The organism is Promicromonospora sukumoe 327MFSha3.1 (genome assembly GCF_000385135.1).
Classification (GTDB): Bacteria; Actinomycetota; Actinomycetes; order Actinomycetales; family Cellulomonadaceae; genus Promicromonospora; species Promicromonospora sukumoe_B.
Map to the genome: position 1 here is coordinate 1 of NZ_ARQM01000003.1, position 16,219 is coordinate 16,219.

14 protein-coding genes are annotated in these 16,219 nt (G+C 73.6%); 8 read left to right on the forward strand and 6 right to left on the reverse strand.

Annotated features, from left to right (window positions below):
• The first annotated feature begins 120 nt into the window (after positions 1-120).
• Positions 121-1,113, forward strand: coding sequence for an IS481 family transposase (locus H291_RS0101530; RefSeq protein ID WP_084467601.1), 993 nt, complete (start codon positions 121-123; stop codon positions 1,111-1,113).
• On the opposite strand, the gene H291_RS0101535 is transcribed toward H291_RS0101530, so the two are convergent.
• The 6 genes from H291_RS0101535 to H291_RS0101560 form a co-directional block, all read right to left on the reverse strand.
• Entirely contained in the window at positions 1,110-2,804 is a 1,695-nt protein-coding gene (locus H291_RS0101535) for a dipeptide ABC transporter ATP-binding protein (RefSeq protein WP_157236653.1), read from the reverse strand. The two genes, H291_RS0101530 and H291_RS0101535, sit on opposite strands and share 4 nt — an antisense overlap.
• Positions 2,801-3,628, reverse strand: a complete 828-nt coding sequence (locus H291_RS0101540) for an ABC transporter permease (RefSeq protein WP_020013216.1) — start codon at positions 3,626-3,628, stop codon at positions 2,801-2,803. Before H291_RS0101540 ends, H291_RS0101535 begins: the two co-directional genes overlap by 4 nt.
• Complete coding sequence (locus H291_RS0101545) at positions 3,625-4,620, reverse strand: ABC transporter permease (protein ID WP_084467604.1); 996 nt, start codon at positions 4,618-4,620, stop codon at positions 3,625-3,627. The genes H291_RS0101540 and H291_RS0101545 overlap by 4 nt, the downstream gene beginning before the upstream one ends.
• Positions 4,605-6,275 (reverse strand): ABC transporter substrate-binding protein, encoded by a 1,671-nt coding sequence (locus H291_RS0101550; RefSeq protein WP_020013218.1) that lies wholly within the window; start codon positions 6,273-6,275, stop codon positions 4,605-4,607. Before H291_RS0101550 ends, H291_RS0101545 begins: the two co-directional genes overlap by 16 nt.
• 159 nt (positions 6,276-6,434) lie before the next feature.
• On the reverse strand, positions 6,435-6,734 hold the full coding sequence (locus H291_RS0101555) for a hypothetical protein (protein ID WP_051109355.1): 300 nt from the start codon (positions 6,732-6,734) through the stop codon (positions 6,435-6,437).
• Between the two features lie 2 nt (positions 6,735-6,736).
• A complete protein-coding gene (locus H291_RS0101560) occupies positions 6,737-7,006 on the reverse strand; it encodes a hypothetical protein (RefSeq protein WP_020013220.1) in 270 nt (89 codons plus the stop codon).
• A gap of 199 nt (positions 7,007-7,205) precedes the next feature.
• On the opposite strand from H291_RS0101560, the gene H291_RS0101565 reads away from it, so the two are divergent.
• Genes H291_RS0101565 through H291_RS0101595 form a run of 7 tightly spaced genes read left to right on the forward strand, consistent with a single transcriptional unit; the run spans position 7,206 to position 16,187 of the window.
• Positions 7,206-8,423: a toxic anion resistance protein gene (locus tag H291_RS0101565; protein WP_026365280.1), complete on the forward strand. Its 1,218-nt coding sequence runs from the start codon at positions 7,206-7,208 to the stop codon at positions 8,421-8,423.
• 23 nt (positions 8,424-8,446) lie between these two features.
• Positions 8,447-9,040 (forward strand): hypothetical protein, encoded by a 594-nt coding sequence (locus tag H291_RS28210; protein WP_020013222.1) that lies wholly within the window; start codon positions 8,447-8,449, stop codon positions 9,038-9,040.
• The gene (locus H291_RS28215; protein ID WP_020013223.1) at positions 9,037-10,425 is read left to right on the forward strand and encodes an AAA family ATPase; all 1,389 of its coding nucleotides are present in this window, start codon (positions 9,037-9,039) and stop codon (positions 10,423-10,425) included. The genes H291_RS28210 and H291_RS28215 overlap by 4 nt, the downstream gene beginning before the upstream one ends.
• Positions 10,422-11,768: a hypothetical protein gene (locus tag H291_RS33140; protein ID WP_020013224.1), complete on the forward strand. Its 1,347-nt coding sequence runs from the start codon at positions 10,422-10,424 to the stop codon at positions 11,766-11,768. Before H291_RS28215 ends, H291_RS33140 begins: the two co-directional genes overlap by 4 nt.
• On the forward strand, positions 11,765-12,799 hold the full coding sequence (locus tag H291_RS0101585) for a glutamate ABC transporter substrate-binding protein (protein ID WP_020013225.1): 1,035 nt from the start codon (positions 11,765-11,767) through the stop codon (positions 12,797-12,799). The genes H291_RS33140 and H291_RS0101585 overlap by 4 nt, the downstream gene beginning before the upstream one ends.
• The gene (locus tag H291_RS0101590; RefSeq protein WP_020013226.1) at positions 12,796-13,899 is read left to right on the forward strand and encodes a hypothetical protein; all 1,104 of its coding nucleotides are present in this window, start codon (positions 12,796-12,798) and stop codon (positions 13,897-13,899) included. The genes H291_RS0101585 and H291_RS0101590 overlap by 4 nt, the downstream gene beginning before the upstream one ends.
• A complete protein-coding gene (locus tag H291_RS0101595) occupies positions 13,896-16,187 on the forward strand; it encodes a serine/threonine-protein kinase (protein WP_020013227.1) in 2,292 nt (763 codons plus the stop codon). The genes H291_RS0101590 and H291_RS0101595 overlap by 4 nt, the downstream gene beginning before the upstream one ends.
• Positions 16,188-16,219: the final 32 nt, after the last annotated feature.

Here is a 16,219-nt window from a genome sequence, read left to right on the forward strand (position 1 = left end):
TGTGATGTCCAGGGAGGTTGTTTCTGGATTCGGGCGACACGCGGTCGGAGTTAGGGGCCGAGGAAGGCCTCCGGTTGTGGAGTGGAGTTGTCGAGAAACCACTTCCTACCGGAGGCCTTCGTGACCCACGCTAACGCCCTGCTGACCCCGCGAGCACGTCTGCGCCTGGCGCGTCTGGTGGTCGAGTCCGGGTGGACCATCACCAGCGCCGCGAAGATGTTCATGGTCTCGCCCCGCACAGCCGGCAAGTGGGCCCACCGCTACCGCACCGAGGGGCCCGCGGGCATGACCGACCGGTCCTCACGCCCGCGCCGCAGCCCGCACCGGACCCCACGACCCGTGGTCAAGCAGATCGTGGGCCTGCGGTGGCGCCACCGCCTGGGCCCGGCGCAGATCGCCGGGCGCCTGGGTATGCCGGCCTCGACCGTGCACGCCGTCCTGGTCCGGACCAGGATCAACCGCCTGTCCCGGATCGACCGGGTCACCGGCGAACCGATCCGCCGCTACGAACACGAGTACCCGGGTTCGTTGATCCACGTCGACGTGACCAAGTTCGGCAACATCCCCGACGGCGGCGGGCACCGCTACGTCGGCCGCCAGCAGGGCGCAGCCAACAAACTCGCTACCACCGGCCTGCCCCGCGGCGCGGACTACAAGCCCCGCACCGGGACCGCGTTCCTGCACACCGTGATCGACGACCACTCCCGGGTCGCCTACGCCGAGATCCACACCGACGAGAAGGCCGACACCGCAGTCGGCGTCCTGCACCGCGCGACCGCCTGGCTGGCCGAACACGGCGTGAGCGTCCAGCGGGTCCTCTCGGACAACGGGGCGGCCTACCGGTCCCACGCCTGGCGTGATGCCTGCGCTCAGCTCGGTATCAAGCACAAGCGCACGCGCCCCTACCGGCCCCAGACCAACGGCAAGATCGAACGCTTCCACCGCACCCTGGCCGACGGCTGGGCCTACGCCCGCCGCTACACCTCGGAGACCGAACGCCGCGACGAGCTACCCGGCTGGCTGCACTACTACAACCACCACCGCGCCCACTCAGCGATCGGCAACCAACCACCCATCACCCGACTGAACAACCTCCCTGGACATCACACCTAGAGCCGGACGGCGTCCCGGAGCTGCCGGGCGTACGGGTGCTCCGCATCCTCGAACAGTGTCGACGCCGGGCCCTGCTCCACGATGCGGCCCTCCTGCATCACCGCGAGGTCGTCGCTCATGTGCAGCGCGACGCCGAGGTCGTGCGTGATCAGCAGGTACGCGAGGTCGCGCTCGCGCTGGAGCCGGTCCAGGAGGTCGAGCACCTGCGCCTGGACCGAGACGTCGAGCGCGGAGACCGGCTCGTCCAGGACCAGCACCCGGGGCTCGGCCGCGAGCGCCCGCGCGACCGAGACGCGCTGCCGCTGCCCGCCCGACAGGTGCAGCGGACGGCGGGCAGCCAGCGCGGGGTCGAGGCCCACGGTGTCGAGCAGGTCCGCGATCTGCGTGCGCACCGGGCCGGGCCGGAGCGACCGCCCGCGGGTGATCGCGTCGGCCAGGACGGCGCCGACCGTCCAGCGCGGGTCGAACGAGCTCAGGGCGTCCTGGAACACCGCGCCGATCAGGTGCCGGCGCGGACGCCGTCGGGCCTCCTGGAGCGGGTTCCAGGGCTCGCCCAGCAGCGTGACCTCGCCGGCGTCGGGGTGCTCGAGCCCGAGCAGGAGCCGGGCGGTGGTCGACTTGCCCGATCCGGACTCGCCGACCAGCCCCAGGGTGCGGCCCGCGCGGAGCGTGAACGACACGTCGTCGGCGGCGACGATCTCCCGCCCGCCGACATGAAACACCCGCGACACCCCCCGCGCTTCGACAAGCACCCCCTCGTCACTGCCACCAGCCCCGTCGAACGTAGGGTTGCTCGGCTCATCAGCGCTGAGAGAGCGATCATCCCTACGTTCGACGTCCGCGGCCGACGGCGGGGCGGCGGCACCACCGCCGGACAGCAGGGCTCCCCGCGCCCGCCCCGCCGGCACCGCATCCACGAGCTTGCGCGTGTACGGGTGCCGGGGGCGCTCGAACACCTCGGTCGGCGTGCCCTCCTCGACCACCACGCCGTCGGTCATCACCAGCACGCGGTCCGCGATACCCGTCACCACGGACAGGTCGTGGCTGATCAGCAGCACGGCGGTGCCCTCGTCGCGCAGCTGCCCCAGCAGCCGGAGCACCCCGGCCTGCACGGGCTGGTCGAGCGCCGTGGTGGGTTCGTCGGCGATCACCAGCCGCGGGTCGGCCGCGATGCCCGAGGCGATCAGCGCCCGCTGCCGCTGCCCGCCCGAGAGCTGGCCGGGGCGCTGACCGGCGCGCAGCTCGGCGTCGGGCAGGCCCACCCGCTCCAGGAGCGCGACGGTCCGCGCCCGGCGCGCGGCGGCGTCCAGATCGGTGTGCAGGGCGAGCGTGTCACCGATCTCCCGGCCGACCGGGCGCAACGGGTCCAGCGAGACGAGCGCATCCTGCGCGATGAGGCCGACGACGCCCCCGCGCAGCCGGCGCAGGCGCCGTCCGGACAGTGACAGCACGTCCTGCCCCGCCACCCGCAACGTCGAGGCCGAGACCCGCGCCCCCTCGCCAGCCAGGCCGACGACGCTGCGCGCGGTCACGCTCTTGCCCGACCCGGACTCGCCGACGATCGCGACGCACTCGCCCGCGGCGACGCGCAGGCTCACGCCGTCGACCACCCGCCGTCCGCCGAACGACACGACAAGGTCCCGCACGTCCAGCACGGGCCCCTCCGAAGCCTCCCGAGTCACACCGCTCACGAAGCACTCCTGTTCCGCTTCTGGATCCCCCGGCCGACGACGGTCGCGGCGGCGGCGCTGGCGACGATCGCGAGGCCGGGGAAGAACGTCATCCACCAGAAGTTGGCGATGTACGTGCGGCCGGCGGCGAGCATCGCGCCCCACTCGGCGGCGGGAGGCACCGCGCCCAGCCCCAGGTAGCTCAGCGACGACACCCAGATGATCGCCTGCCCCAGACCGAGCGTGGCCAGCACGAACAGGGCGGCGGTCACGTTCGGCAGGATGTGGCGCGCGGTGATCCACAGCCGGCTCCGCCCCAGCACCCGGGCGGCGTCGATGAACTCCGCGGACGCCGTCCGGCGCACCTGGGAGCGGATGATGCGCGCGTACCCGGGCGCGGTCGCCAGCCCGACGGCGATGGTCGAGCTCAGCACGCCCGGGCCCGTGACCACGATGAACAGCAGCGCGAGCAGCAGGCCGGGGAACGCGAACAGCACCTCGACCACGCGGGTGGTGCCGAAGTCGAGCCAGCGCGGCCCGAGCCCCGCCACGAAGCCGAGCACGATCGCCAGGCCGATGCCGATCGCGGTGGCGAGCACGCCGATGAGCAGCGACTCCGAGGCGCCGTGCACCACGCGGGTGTAGATGTCGCGGCCCGACTCGTCGGTCCCGAACAGGTGGGCGAGCGACGGCGGCTGGAAGGCGTCGGCGTGGGAGACGGCGAGCGGGTCGCCGGGCGCGAGCAGGCTCGGCCAGAGCGCCGCGACCACGAGCAGCAGGAGCAGGACGCCGGCGATCGCCTCGGTGACGGTGGGCCGGAAGCCGCCGACCCGGGCCCGGCTCATTCGGCCACCGCCCGGGTGCGCGGGTCGATGACCCGGTCCGCCAGGTCGGTGACCAGCGTCATCACCGCGTACGCGAGCGCCACCACGAGCACGATGCCGGTCACGAGCGTGACGTCGCGCAGCTGCACCGCGGACAGCAGGCTGCGCCCGAGACCCTGCCGCGCGAACACGGACTCGACCACCACGGCGCCGCTGATCAGCGACCCGAACGCCCACCCCGACAGCCCGACGGCGGGGATGGCCGCGTGCCGCAGGGTGTGCCGCCAGAAGATGCGCACCTCGCTCTCCCCGCGCGCCCGGGCCGTGGTGACGAACGGCGACTCCATGGCGGTGAGCAGGGACTCGCGCATCACCTGGCCCAGGAACCCCGCCAGGGGGATCGCCAAGGTCAGCGCGGGCAGCACGATGCCGAGCGGCCCCGGCACGCTGACCGGCGGGAGGATGCCCAGGGTGAGGCTGAAGAACAAGATCAGCACGGTCGCGAGCCAGAAGTGCGGCACGGCGGCGGCGACCAGCTCCAGCCCCGAGCCGATGGCCCAGGCGATCCGCCCGCCCCGCACGCTCCACGCCGCCAGACCGCACGCGAGCGCCCACGCCAGCGCCAGCGAGACCAGGGCCAGCGTCAGCGTGGCGCCGAACTGCTCGCCGATCGCGGTCAGCACCGGCTTGTGCAGCGAGTACGACTGGCCCAGGTCGCCCGTCACCAGCCGCCCCAGGTAGGTCAGGTACTGCACCGCGAGCGGCTGGTCGAGGCCGTACTCGCGGCGCACCTGCGCCAGGGCCTCGGGCCCGGCCTGCGAGCCCGGGCCGCCGAGGATCGCCTCCGCGGGGTCGCCGGGGACCAGGCGGAGCGCGAAGAACGTGATCGTCGCCGCCGCCCACAGCACGAAGAGGACCCCGCCGGCGCGCAGGAGCAGCCAGTGCCGGTTGCCCGGCACCGGCCTCCTGCGCGCCCCGGTGGTGGGGACCGGAAGGGTCAAGGCACCAGCCATGCCCCGGCGAAGGTGGGCGTCGACACCGTCGGCATCGCGCGCAGGCCCTGCACGCTCGACGAACGCAGGAAGTGGTTCTGCTGGTCGTACAGCGGCAGGATGTAGCAGCCCTCGAGGATGATCCGCTGCGCCTCCTCGTAGAGGCTGGCCCGCTCGCCGGCGTCGCTCGTGGCGGAGGCCTGGGTGAGCAGCTCGTCGAGGTCGGCGTCGTCGACCTGCGCGAGGTTCGCGAAGTAGCCGCTCGGCGCCGGGGTGATCGAGTCGGAGTGGTACAGGATGCGCAGCACGTCCGGGCCGACCTTCGTGTACGGGGCGCTGACCAGGTCGTACTCGTTCTCGGCGAGCACGCCGTACCAGCTCGACAGGTCCAGCGGCTGGAGCCTGACCTCGAAGCCGGCCGTCTTGGCGTCGGCCTGGATCTGCTCGAACAGGGACTGCTCGGCGGGGATCGACTGGTTGGTGCTCACCGGGAAGTCGAGGGTCAGGCGCTCACCGTCCTTGACGCGGTAGCCGTCGGCGTCGCGCTCGTCCCAGCCCGCCTCGTCCAGCAGCGCGGACGCCGCGTCCGTGTCGACGGCGAACAGATCGGGCAGGCTCAGGCCCAGCGGCTCGACGCTCGACAGCGGCGAGTAGGACCGCTCGGCGGTGCCGAAGAACAGGCTCTGGATGCCGTCGTCCACGTTCACGGAGCGGATGAACGCCTCGCGGACGCGCTCGTCGTCGAACGGCGCCTTGCCGGAGTTGAGCTCGATGCGGTTGGAGGCGCCGGGGCGCGGGGCGTCGAGCTCCTCGATCGCGTCGTCGGACTCGGCCGACTTGATGGTGTCGGGCTGCGCGTTGTCGATGACCTGGACCTCGCCCGACTGCAGGGCGGCGTAGCGGCTCGCGGAGTCGGGGATGAACCGCCACACGATCGAGTCGAGGTACGGCAGGTCGCTGCCCTCGGTCGCCTCGGCGACGTCGGCCGGCGGCGAGCTGTAGTCCTCGTTGCGGACCAGGGTCACCGAGTCCTGGCGCTCCCACGAGTCGACGACGAACGGGCCGGTGCCGACGGGCGCGGCGCAGTTCTCCTCCTGGCTGCGCTCCAGGGCCTTGGGCGACTCCATCGCGACCCACACCTGGGACAGTGACTCCAGCAGAGCGGAGTCGGGGGCGCTCATCTCGAGCCGCACCAGGTGGTCGTCGACGGCGACGACGTCCTTGATCTTCGCCAGCGCGAGGTACCCGGTCGACGACGCCGTGGCCGGGTCCTGCACGTGCGCGATGTTCGCGGCGACGGCCTCGGCGTCGAACGGCGTGCCGTCGGTGAAGGTGACGTCGTCGCGGAGCGTGAACTCCCACTCCAGGCCGTCGTCGCTCGCGTCCCACTCGGTGGCGAGCCACGGGACGACCTCGCCGTCCTCGTCGAGGGAGACGAGGGACTCCAGGTACTGGGTCGCGATGAGCGCCTGCGGGTAGTTGCCGCCGACGTGCGGGTCGAGGCAGGACGGCTCGGCGTCGCCCGACGCGTAGGTCAGCGTGCCCCCGGTGACGGGTTCGCCGGACGGTTCACCGGTGCTCCCTCCTCCCCCGGAGGTGCAGGCGGCGAGCAGGAGGGCGACGGCTGCCGTGACGACGACGGCGGCACGCGGGCGGGAGAACCGGCGCGAGGGCATGGCTACTGGTACATCCTGTCTTCAAGGGTGTCCGAACGACTCCGTTCATCGTCCCAAACCCCGGGCCCGGCCGGGCCTATTCCTTGCGCACGCACCAGGTGAGGCGCGCCACACCGACCAGTTCACCAGGGCAACCGATCAGCCCTGAAGGTCCCGCGGTCAGGCTGCGGAGTACCGCTGCCGAGCAGCTTCGCCCGTGGTACCCAGCGCCTGGCCGACGACGTTCCACGACAGCCCCTGCGCACGCGCCTGGGCGACGGCGTCACGCACTGCCTTCTCCGCCTGGCTGGTCAGGTAGATGCGCCGGGCCGCTGCTCGCTGCAGCTCCAGCAACGCCGGTGCCGTCGGCTTCAGCTTCTCGGCATAGTCGTCGGTGACGGCCTTGGCCGCCATCTCCTCGCCCCAGGCCTCGAGCTCTGCCCGCTCCTCGGGTGTCAGGTTCAGGTCCTCGATCTTCATGCTCACCTCACCTCGCCCCTCTCCTTCGGCGTCAGGAACTTGTCCCGCGCCTCCATCGCGTGGAAGACCACGAACTGGATCCCCCACTTGGAACGGTGCCCGATCTCCAGGAGCACCCCCGACTCGGCCGGGCCGATCGTCATCGCCGAACCGTCCTCGTCGTTGTCGAAGCTGCGTCGCGAGAAACCCAACGCATGTCCGATGTCTGCTTCCGTGATCCCCGGGTGCTTCAAAGCACTCGGCAAGACCAGGATGCCCTCAACTTCATCCATTTGGCAAGGCTACTTGGCAAGGCGCCTTGCCGCGCGAGATGGCTCCCGTCCGACGCCGGCCGACCAGTCACCCGCTCCCCCGGGAACTCTGTCCGGTGCCCCCTCGTTCTCACCCCGCCGAGCAGCGCTTCCGCCCTCGAAGACGGTAGCCCGCGGCATATACTCGCCGCGTTCGGACGCCCTATCTCGAGGAGCACCGATGACCGAGCCGATGCCGCTTCAACCCCCCGCGCCAGCAGAGCCGCTCGTGCTCACCGCGCCCGACCCGGTACAGCCCGTCGCCAGCACCCAGGCGCCCAAGATGGCACCAAAGGTGGACCCCGCCGTGGCTCCCGCGCTCGACCAGAAGGTCAGCACCTACCTGGACGGCCTGCTCGGCACCGACACCCGCTCCCCCGAGTTCGCGCAGCGCGCCGACGACGTGCGCACCATGGGCGACCAGGACATCCGGCAGGCCGCCGACTCCAGCAACCGGCTGCTGGCCACGCCCGTGCGCGCCCTGAAGGAGGGCGGCCTGGCCGACGGCTCGAAGGTGGGCCAGACCCTCCTGGAGCTGCGCCGCACCGTCGAGGACCTGGACCCGTCCGAGGCCAGCGTCGGCCGCAAGATCCTCGGCGTCATCCCGTTCGGCGACAAGATCCAGGACTACTTCCGCCGTTACGAGTCCGCCCAGGGACAGCTCAACGCCATCATCCAGGCCCTCCACAACGGGCAGGACGAGCTGCGGAAGGACAACGCGGCGCTCAACCTGGAGAAGCAGAACCTCTGGGACACCATGACGCGGCTCAACCAGTACATCTACGTGGCCGAGCGGCTCGACGCCCAGCTCTCCGCGAAGATCGCCGAGCTGCAGATCGCCGACCCGGAGCGGGCCAAGGCGCTGTCCGAGGACGTCCTGTTCTACGTGCGCCAGAAGCACCAGGACCTGCTCACGCAGCTCGCCGTCTCGATCCAGGGCTACCTCGCGATCGACATCATCATCAAGAACAACATCGAGCTGACCAAGGGCGTGGACCGCGCGACGACGACCACGGTCTCCGCGCTGCGCACCGCCGTCATCGTGGCGCAGGCCCTCGCGAACCAGAAGCTCGTGCTCGACCAGATCGGCGCCCTGAACACGACGACGTCGAACATGATCGCGTCGACCTCCAAGATGCTCGCCGACCAGTCGGCGACCATCCAGGAGCAGGCCGCGAGCTCGACCGTCGGCATCGAGCAGCTCCAGACGGCGTTCGCGAACATCTACGCGACGATGGACTCCATCAGCGACTTCAAGACCCGTGCGCTGGACTCCATGTCGCAGACCATCGGCGTGCTGCAGACCGAGACGACCAAGGCCTCCGAGTACGTCGAGCGGGCCCGGCGCACGAACACCGACGGCGTGGCGAGCGGTTCGCTCGATCTCGGCAACCGGTGACGGCCGCAGGCACGGGGGAACGTATGGGCTGGTGGCAGCGGATCTTCGGCGGCGGACGCCCCGAGGAGGAGCAGCCCGTCGCCGTCCCGGCACCGCCCACGACCGAGCAGATCGTGACGTCCGTCGACGCCGTCCTGGCCCGCGCGTCCGGCAAGGCCCCCGCGGCCGTGACCGCCCGCGTGCAGCGCGTGGTGGAGACGGTGCACGAGATGGTGCCGCGCCTGGACCGGCTCGGCCCCGGCTCCCAGCAGGCGCACACCGTCGTCGCCACGGCCACGAGCTACCTGCCCGAGGCCGTCGACGCGTACCTGCGGCTGCCCCGCGACTTCGCCGACCGGCGCGTCGTGGACCGCGGCAAGACGTCGCTGCTGATCCTCTGCGACCAGCTCGACCTGCTGGGCGCGACGCTCGACAAGATCTCGGACGCCGTCTCGCGGGCCGACGCCGTGGCCCTCGTGGCGCACGGGCGGTTCCTGGAGGAGAAGTTCGGCACCTCGGGCCTCACGCTCCCGGGCCAGGTCCAGCCGGGCCAGATCCAGCCCGGCCAGGCCCTGCCCGGCCCGGGCGCGACAGGCCCCGGCACCGCGTCGGGCCCCGCGCCCCTGGAGGCCCCGTGACGACGACGGCGCTGGCCACCGCTCTCGACGCCCTCGCGGCGGCCGGCACCGCCGCCGGCGTGGGCGGCCCGGCGGCCCGCGCCGAGGGCGAGCGGCTGGCCGCCGCCGTCGCCGAGTCCTCCCCCGGCGCCCCGGCCGACTGGCTCGCGGCGACGTCCCCGGGCCGGCCGGCGTCGGCCACGCTGCAACCCTTCTTCGACGCCGCCGTGGGCGCCCGGCGCTGGCGCTCCGCCCCGACGGACCTGCTCGCGGGCCTCGTGGCGGACGGCTCGGCCCACGCGGCCGGGTACGCCGAGGCGCTGGCCGCGGTGGTCGACGCCGCCGCCGGGCTCGGCGACCCGAGCATCAGCGCCATCGCCGCCGCCGAGGGCACCAAGGCCGTGCACCGCAGCGCGGCGGCGGGCCGCGCGGCCGCGCCCCGGCCCGCCGGCGACCTGGGCCTGGAGTTCGGCGCTCCGGTCAGCGCACCCACGCCGTCGGCCACGGAACCGGAGCCGTCCGCCCAGACCGCACAGGCCGCCGGGACCGAGCCCGAGCCCGGACCCGCGGACGAGCCCCGCCCGCTGGCCGAGCTGCTCGACGAGCTGGACCAGCTCATCGGCCTGGGCCGGGTCAAGGACGAGATCCACCGCCAGACCGAGCTGCTGCGGATCGAGCGGCTGCGCGCCGAGGCGGGCCTGACCTCCCCCACGCTCACGCGCCACCTGGTGTTCACCGGCAACCCCGGCACGGGCAAGACCACGGTGGGCCGCCTGGTGGCGGGCATCTACCGCGCGCTCGGCCTGCTGGACAAGGGCCACCTCGTGGAGGTCGACCGCTCCGAGCTGGTGGCCGGGTACCTGGGCCAGACGGCGGAGAAGACGACGGCGGTGGTGCAGCGCGCCCTGGGCGGCGTGCTGTTCATCGACGAGGCGTACGCGCTGGCCGAGGACCAGTACGGCCGCGAGGCCGTGGACACGCTGGTCAAGGACATGGAGGACCACCGCGACGACCTCGTGGTGATCGTGGCGGGCTACCCGGGCCCCATGGCCCGGTTCATCGCGACGAACCCGGGCCTGGAGAGCCGGTTCGCGCGGACCATCACGTTCGAGGACTACTCGCCCGAGGAGCTGCGCCGCATCTTCGCGGCCATGGCGGGCTCCGCGGACTTCGAGCCGGAGCCGGAGACCCTCGACCGGTTCGACCGTCTCGCGGCGGACCAGGTGCGGGGCGAGGGCTTCGGCAACGGCCGCTGGGCACGCAACGTGCTCGACTCCGCGATCGCCCGGCACGCCTGGCGCCTGCGGGACGTTGAACGACCGACGGTGGACCAGCTGCGCACGCTGGTCCCGGAAGACCTGGAGGACGTCGTGGACATCGGGACAGACAGCGAGGCCACCCTGTGACCGCACCCCTGACGACCACGGGCCCCCCGCCGGCCGACCCGGACCCGGCGGCCCCGGCCCCCGGCGACACCCCGCCTGCCCGCACCGGCCTGCGGGACCGCATCACGGCGGAGCTCGCGACCACCCCGGGACGGCTGGCGCTGGCCACCGCCGTGGCCGTGGTGGCGTGCCTCCTGCTGGCGGTCACCGGGTTCCTGGCGGGCAACAGCCAGGCCGCGGCGCTCCGGGACGCGCAGCGCGACGCCGCCCAGCTCGTGGGCACGCAGGAGCTGCGCAACGACCTGGTCTCGGCCGACGCGACGGCGACCAACGCCTTCCTGGTCGGCGGGCTGGAGCCCACCGAGGCCCGGGAGCGCTACGAGGCCAGCCTGTCCGAGGCCGCGCAGGCCCTGCCGACCCTGTCCGCCACAGCGCAGGGCGCGGACGAGACCGCCGACCTGGCCACGGTCTCCGACTCCGTGCAGCGGTACGCGGGCCTGGTCGAGTCGGCCCGCGCCAACAACCGGCAGGGGTTCCCCGTGGGCGCCGCCTACCTGGACCAGGCCTCGGCGGCCCTGCGCGACGAGGTGCTGCCGACGCTCGACCAGGTGGCGGTCTCGACGTCCGAGCGGGTCGACTCCGACCTGACCTCCGTCACCCTCGCCCAGGCCCTGCTGCTGTTCGTGCTGCTGGGCCTGGTGGCGCTGGCCGCCGTCCAGCTCTGGCTGGCGCGGCGCACCCGCCGCCGGCTCAACCTGGGCCTGGCCGCGGCGAGCGCCGCCCTGCTGGTGGGCGGCATCGTGGCGACGGTCGCGGTCCTGGGCGGCAACGGCGTGGCCCGGTCGGTGGCGAGCGGCCCGTACGCCGCCACGGTCGCCACGTCGCAGGCGCTGTCGCAGGCGACGGACGCCAAGTCCATGGAGTCGTTCACGCTGATCAAGCGCGGTTCCGGCGCCGAGTTCGAGGAGACCTACCAGACCGCGGTGGCCGACGCCCGCAACCTGCTGGACGAGGCGGCGGACGCCGTCCCGAGCACCGGCTCCGGCTCCGACTCGCCCCGCGAGCTGCTGGACGCGTGGGACGCCAGGCACGCCGAGATCCGCGAGCTGGACGACGGCGGTGACTGGGAGGCCGCCGTCGAGGCGGCGACGTCCACGGCCGACGACTCGGCGGGCGCGGCCTTCACCGCGTTCTCCGACCGGGCCCACGCCGACGTGGAGGCCACCAGCGCCGACGCCGTCGGCCGGCTCGGCTCCGCGGCGACCACCGCGCAGATCGCCGCGTGGGTCGCCCTCGTGCTCGGTGTCGCCGGGGCCGTGGCCGCGGCCGCCGGGATGAACGTCCGCCTGAAGGAGTACCGATGAGCACGCGCGCAGCCCGCAGACCGATCGCCGCCGCCCTGGTGGCGCTGGCCCTGGTGGGCACGACGGCGGCGTGCGCGCCCCAGCCCACGACGCAGCTCCTGACCGGCGCGGCCGGGGTGGGCTCCGCGCAGGAGTCCGTGCAGGACACCGCGCCGGGATCGGCTCCGCAGGCCGCGGCGGGCGGCACGACGTCGGGCACGGCGACCGCGGCGGCGGACTGCAGCGACGGGCTGCCGGCCGTCGCCTCGGCGGACCCGGACGGCAGCCCCGAGGTGACGTCGGGCTCCACGATGGCCGACATCCGCGAGCGCGGGGCGCTGCGGGTCGGCGTCTCGGCGGACACCCTGCTCATGGGCTCGCGCAACCCGTTCAACGGTGACATCGAGGGCTTCGACATCGACGTGGCCCGGCAGATCGCGGACGCGATCCTGGGCGACCCCGACAAGATCCAGTACCGGGTCATCACGTCCGGCGACCGGGAGACCGTGCTGGAGGACGGCGACGTCGACGTCGTGACGCGCGCGTTCACGATCAACTGCGACCGGTGGGAGAACATCGCGTTCTCCGCGGAGTACTACCACGCGGGCCAGAAGCTGCTGGTGCCGTCGACGTCGGACGTGGAGAGCATCGACGACCTGGACGGGCAGCGCGTGTGCGCGCCGGAGGGCACCACGACCCTGGAGCGGCTGGAGGAGTGGGAGGGCGTCGAGGCGGTGCCCGCGGCCACCCACACCACGTGCCTGGTCCTGTTCCAGCAGGGGGCGGTGGACGCCATCACCGGCGACGACACGGTCCTGGCGGGCTTCGCGGCCCAGGACCCGTACGCCAAGGTGGTGGGCGACGCCGTCAGCGACGAGCCGTACGGCGTGGGCATCCCCGCCGGCCAGCCGGACATGGTGCGGTTCGTCAACGGGGTGCTGGAGGACATGGTCTCCAGCGGGGAGTGGGAGAAGTCCTACGACCGCTGGCTGGGCGACGCGCTCGGCAGCGCGCCGGACGCCCCGGAGCCCGTGTACGGACGGACGCCGTGAGCCGGACACAGCGCGCGCCGGCGCCGCCCGGTGCCCTGGGCGTGGCGGCCGAGCCCGCCGCGCTGCTCACCTACCTGTCCGACCTGCAGGCCTGGCTCGACGTGCGCCGGGCCGACCTGGACCGGCTCGACACCGCGGCCCGGCAGGCCGGCGCGGACGCCGTCACCGCCGACGTCGTGCTGGCCCTGACCCTGTGGCAGGCGGTGCGCACGCGCGCCGACGAGCTGATCGAGGTCTGGGACTCCGGGCGGGCCGACGCGGTGGCGCGCGAGCGCATGTCGCAGCTCGTCTGGGGCCGGCTCGGCGGCGACCCCGCCACGTCCCTCCTCTCCCTGGTCGACGCCGCCCGGCTGTGCGACGCGCAGTCCGACCAGCTCGCCACGAGGCTGTCCTTCGACCCGCACGCCGCCGACGTCACCGCGCGGTTCCGGGCGGTGGCCGCCGGGATCGTCCGGGCGGAGGACGCCGCGCGGGCCACGGCCGCGACGGAGGACGACGCCGCCGTCGCCCGCCTGCGCGACCGGCACGCCCGGCTCAAGGCGGACGCCGCCCGCGGCGCCGACGTCACCGGGCCGCTGGGCGCGCTGGAGGACGAGGTCGCGCGCACCGAGCGGGACCTCATCGTGCACGCGGCCCGGAGCCGGTCGCTCGCCAAGGACCGGGAGCGCGCCGTCGAGCTGCGCGCCGCCCTCGCGGGCCGGGCGCCGGGGCTGGCGAGCATCGCCGACCGCTGCCGCCGGGAGGTCGCCGACCCGCCGCGGCTCGCGATCCCGGACGTGCTCCGGCTCGGCGAGGTGCCGCACGAGCAGGCGGCGCTGACGACCTACGTCCAGCGGCTGGGCGCCGTCGAGCGCGCCATGGAGAAGGTCGAGGACGCCTACACCGCACCGCTGCGGGAGCGCGCCGAGCTGCGCTACCGCGTCAAGAACCTGATGACGAAGGCCCAGGGCAACGGGCGCTCGTCGTCGCCGGCCGTGAAGGCGGGCGAGGACGAGGTGCGCGACGTGCTCGACGCGACCCCCTGCGACCTGGCCCTGGCCCGGCACTTCACCGAGCAGCTCGAGACGCTCGTGCGCGACCTCCCGGAGGGACACCGATGACCGAACAGAAGTGCGCCGAGCCGGGCTGCACCGGCACCATCGAGGACGGCTACTGCAACGTCTGCGGCACGCCCGCCGGCGGCAACCCGGACGGCGACGCGCTGGCCGCCGTCGCCGCGTCGTGGGCCGAGGGCGACCTCGACGCGACCACGGTCCGCGCGTCGGGCTCCGTGCCGAACGGGATGGCGGAGCCGTCGACCGGGCGCACCAGCTCCTCGCGCCTCGCCTCCACCGCCCTGGGCTCGGCCCGCGTCACCGGGGGCACCAGCCAGACGCGCCGGGTCGGCACCGGCTCGACGCGCCTGCGCGGGCACCGCCTCGGCGCGGGCCTGACCACCGTGCCGCACACCCCGGTCGCCGACCCGCTGCAGGCCGTCATGGCCACGCCCGAGCTCGCGGAGTCCAAGCGGTTCTGCCCCACGTGCGGGCAGCCCGTGGGCCGGGCCAGGGACGGCGTGCCCGGCCGCATCGCCGGGTTCTGCGGGCACTGCGGCGCGCGGTACGACTTCGCGCCCGCGCTCAAGGCGGGCGACCTCGTGGCCCGGCAGTACGAGGTGGTGGGCTGCCTGGCCCACGGTGGCCTCGGCTGGATCTACCTGGCCCGGGACCGCAACGTCAGCGGCCGCTGGGTGGTGCTCAAGGGCCTGCTGAACGCGGGCGACACCGAGGCGTACGAGGCCGCCGTCGCCGAGCGGCAGTTCCTCGCCGAGGTGGAGCACCCGCTCATCGTCGAGATCTTCAACTTCGTGCTGCACGAGGGCCTGGGCTACACCGTCATGGAGTTCGTCGGCGGCCGGTCGCTCAAGGACGTGCTCAAGGACCGCCGCGAGCAGGACGGCGGCCAGCCGCGCCCGCTGCCCGTGGACCAGGCCATCGCCTACATCCTCGAGGTGCTGCCCGCGTTCAGCTACCTGCACGACCACGACCTGCTGTACTGCGACTTCAAGCCGGACAACATCATCGCCCAGGGCGACGGCGTCAAGCTGATCGACATGGGCGGCGTGCGCCGCACCGACGACCTCACGTCGGCCATCTACGGCACCGTCGGCTACCAGGCGCCCGAGGTGCCGGAGGTCGGCCCGTCCGTCGCGTCGGACATCTTCACGCTCGGCCGCACCCTGGCCTCCCTGGTGCTGGACTTCCGGGGCAACACGACCGTCTACCAGGCGTCGTTCCCGCCGGTCGCCGACACCCCCGTGTTCCAGAAGTACGACTCGTTCTACCGCTGGCTCGCCAAGGCCTGCGCGCCCGCGCCCGCCGACCGGTTCGCGTCGGTGGACGAGGCCCGGGTGCAGCTCCTGGGCGTGCTGCGCGAGGTGGTCGCCACCGACAAGGGGCCGGGATACACGGCCACGACGTCGGCCGAGTCGGTGCTGTTCGGCGTGCCGCCGCTCGACGGCGCCGACGGCGCCCTGGACTGGAACGAGCTGCCGCTGCTGAAGGTCGACTCCACCGACCCGATGGCGTCCTGGCTGGCCGGCGTCAACGTCGCCGACCCGGCCGAACGCATCAAGGCGCTGGCCGACCCGGCCGAGCACACCGTCGAGGTGCGCCTCGCCGTGGCGCGGGCCGCGATCGAGGCGGACGACGGCGCACTGCTCCGCTCCACCGTCGCGCAGATCCTGGAGCACGACCCGTGGGAGTGGCGCGCCGCCTGGCTGGAGGGCCTCGGGCACCTCGCGACCGGCAACGCCGCCGCGGCCCGCGCGTCGTTCAACGCCGTCTACGGGCAGGTGCCCGGCGAGCCCGCGCCGAAGCTGGCGCTGGCCACGGTCTGCGAGCTGTCGGGCGAGCCCGGCGTGGCCGAGCAGCTCTACGGCACCATCGCCCGGGCGGACGCCAACTACACGGGCGCGGCCGCGTTCGGCCTGGCCCGCGTCCGGTCCGGGGGCGGCGACCTGGACGGCGCGCTCGGCGCGCTGGAGCTCGTGGGCCCCACGCGCGGGTCGTTCCCGGACGCCCGCCTGCAGCGGGCCCGGCTGCTCGTGGAGGCGCACCGCTCGCTGGTCGACCTGGCCGACGCCGTCGCCGGGCTCGACGCCGCCCACATCCCCGACCGCCCCAAGGCCGTCGTCACCGTCGAGGCCCTCGACGAGGCGCTGGAGATCGTGCTGCGCGACGGCCCCCTGCCGAGCCTGCGGGTGGCGGGCGTGACCGCCGAGGAGGGGCCGCTGCGGGACCGGCTGGAGCTCGCCCTGCGCAACCTCGCCCACCTCACGGACGACCGCTCGGAGCGCGTGGCGCTCGTGGACCGGGCAAACTCCGTACGGCAGTGGACGTGGCGATAACCGGGGCGGGAGCCCTGACGAAAGCAAGGAGA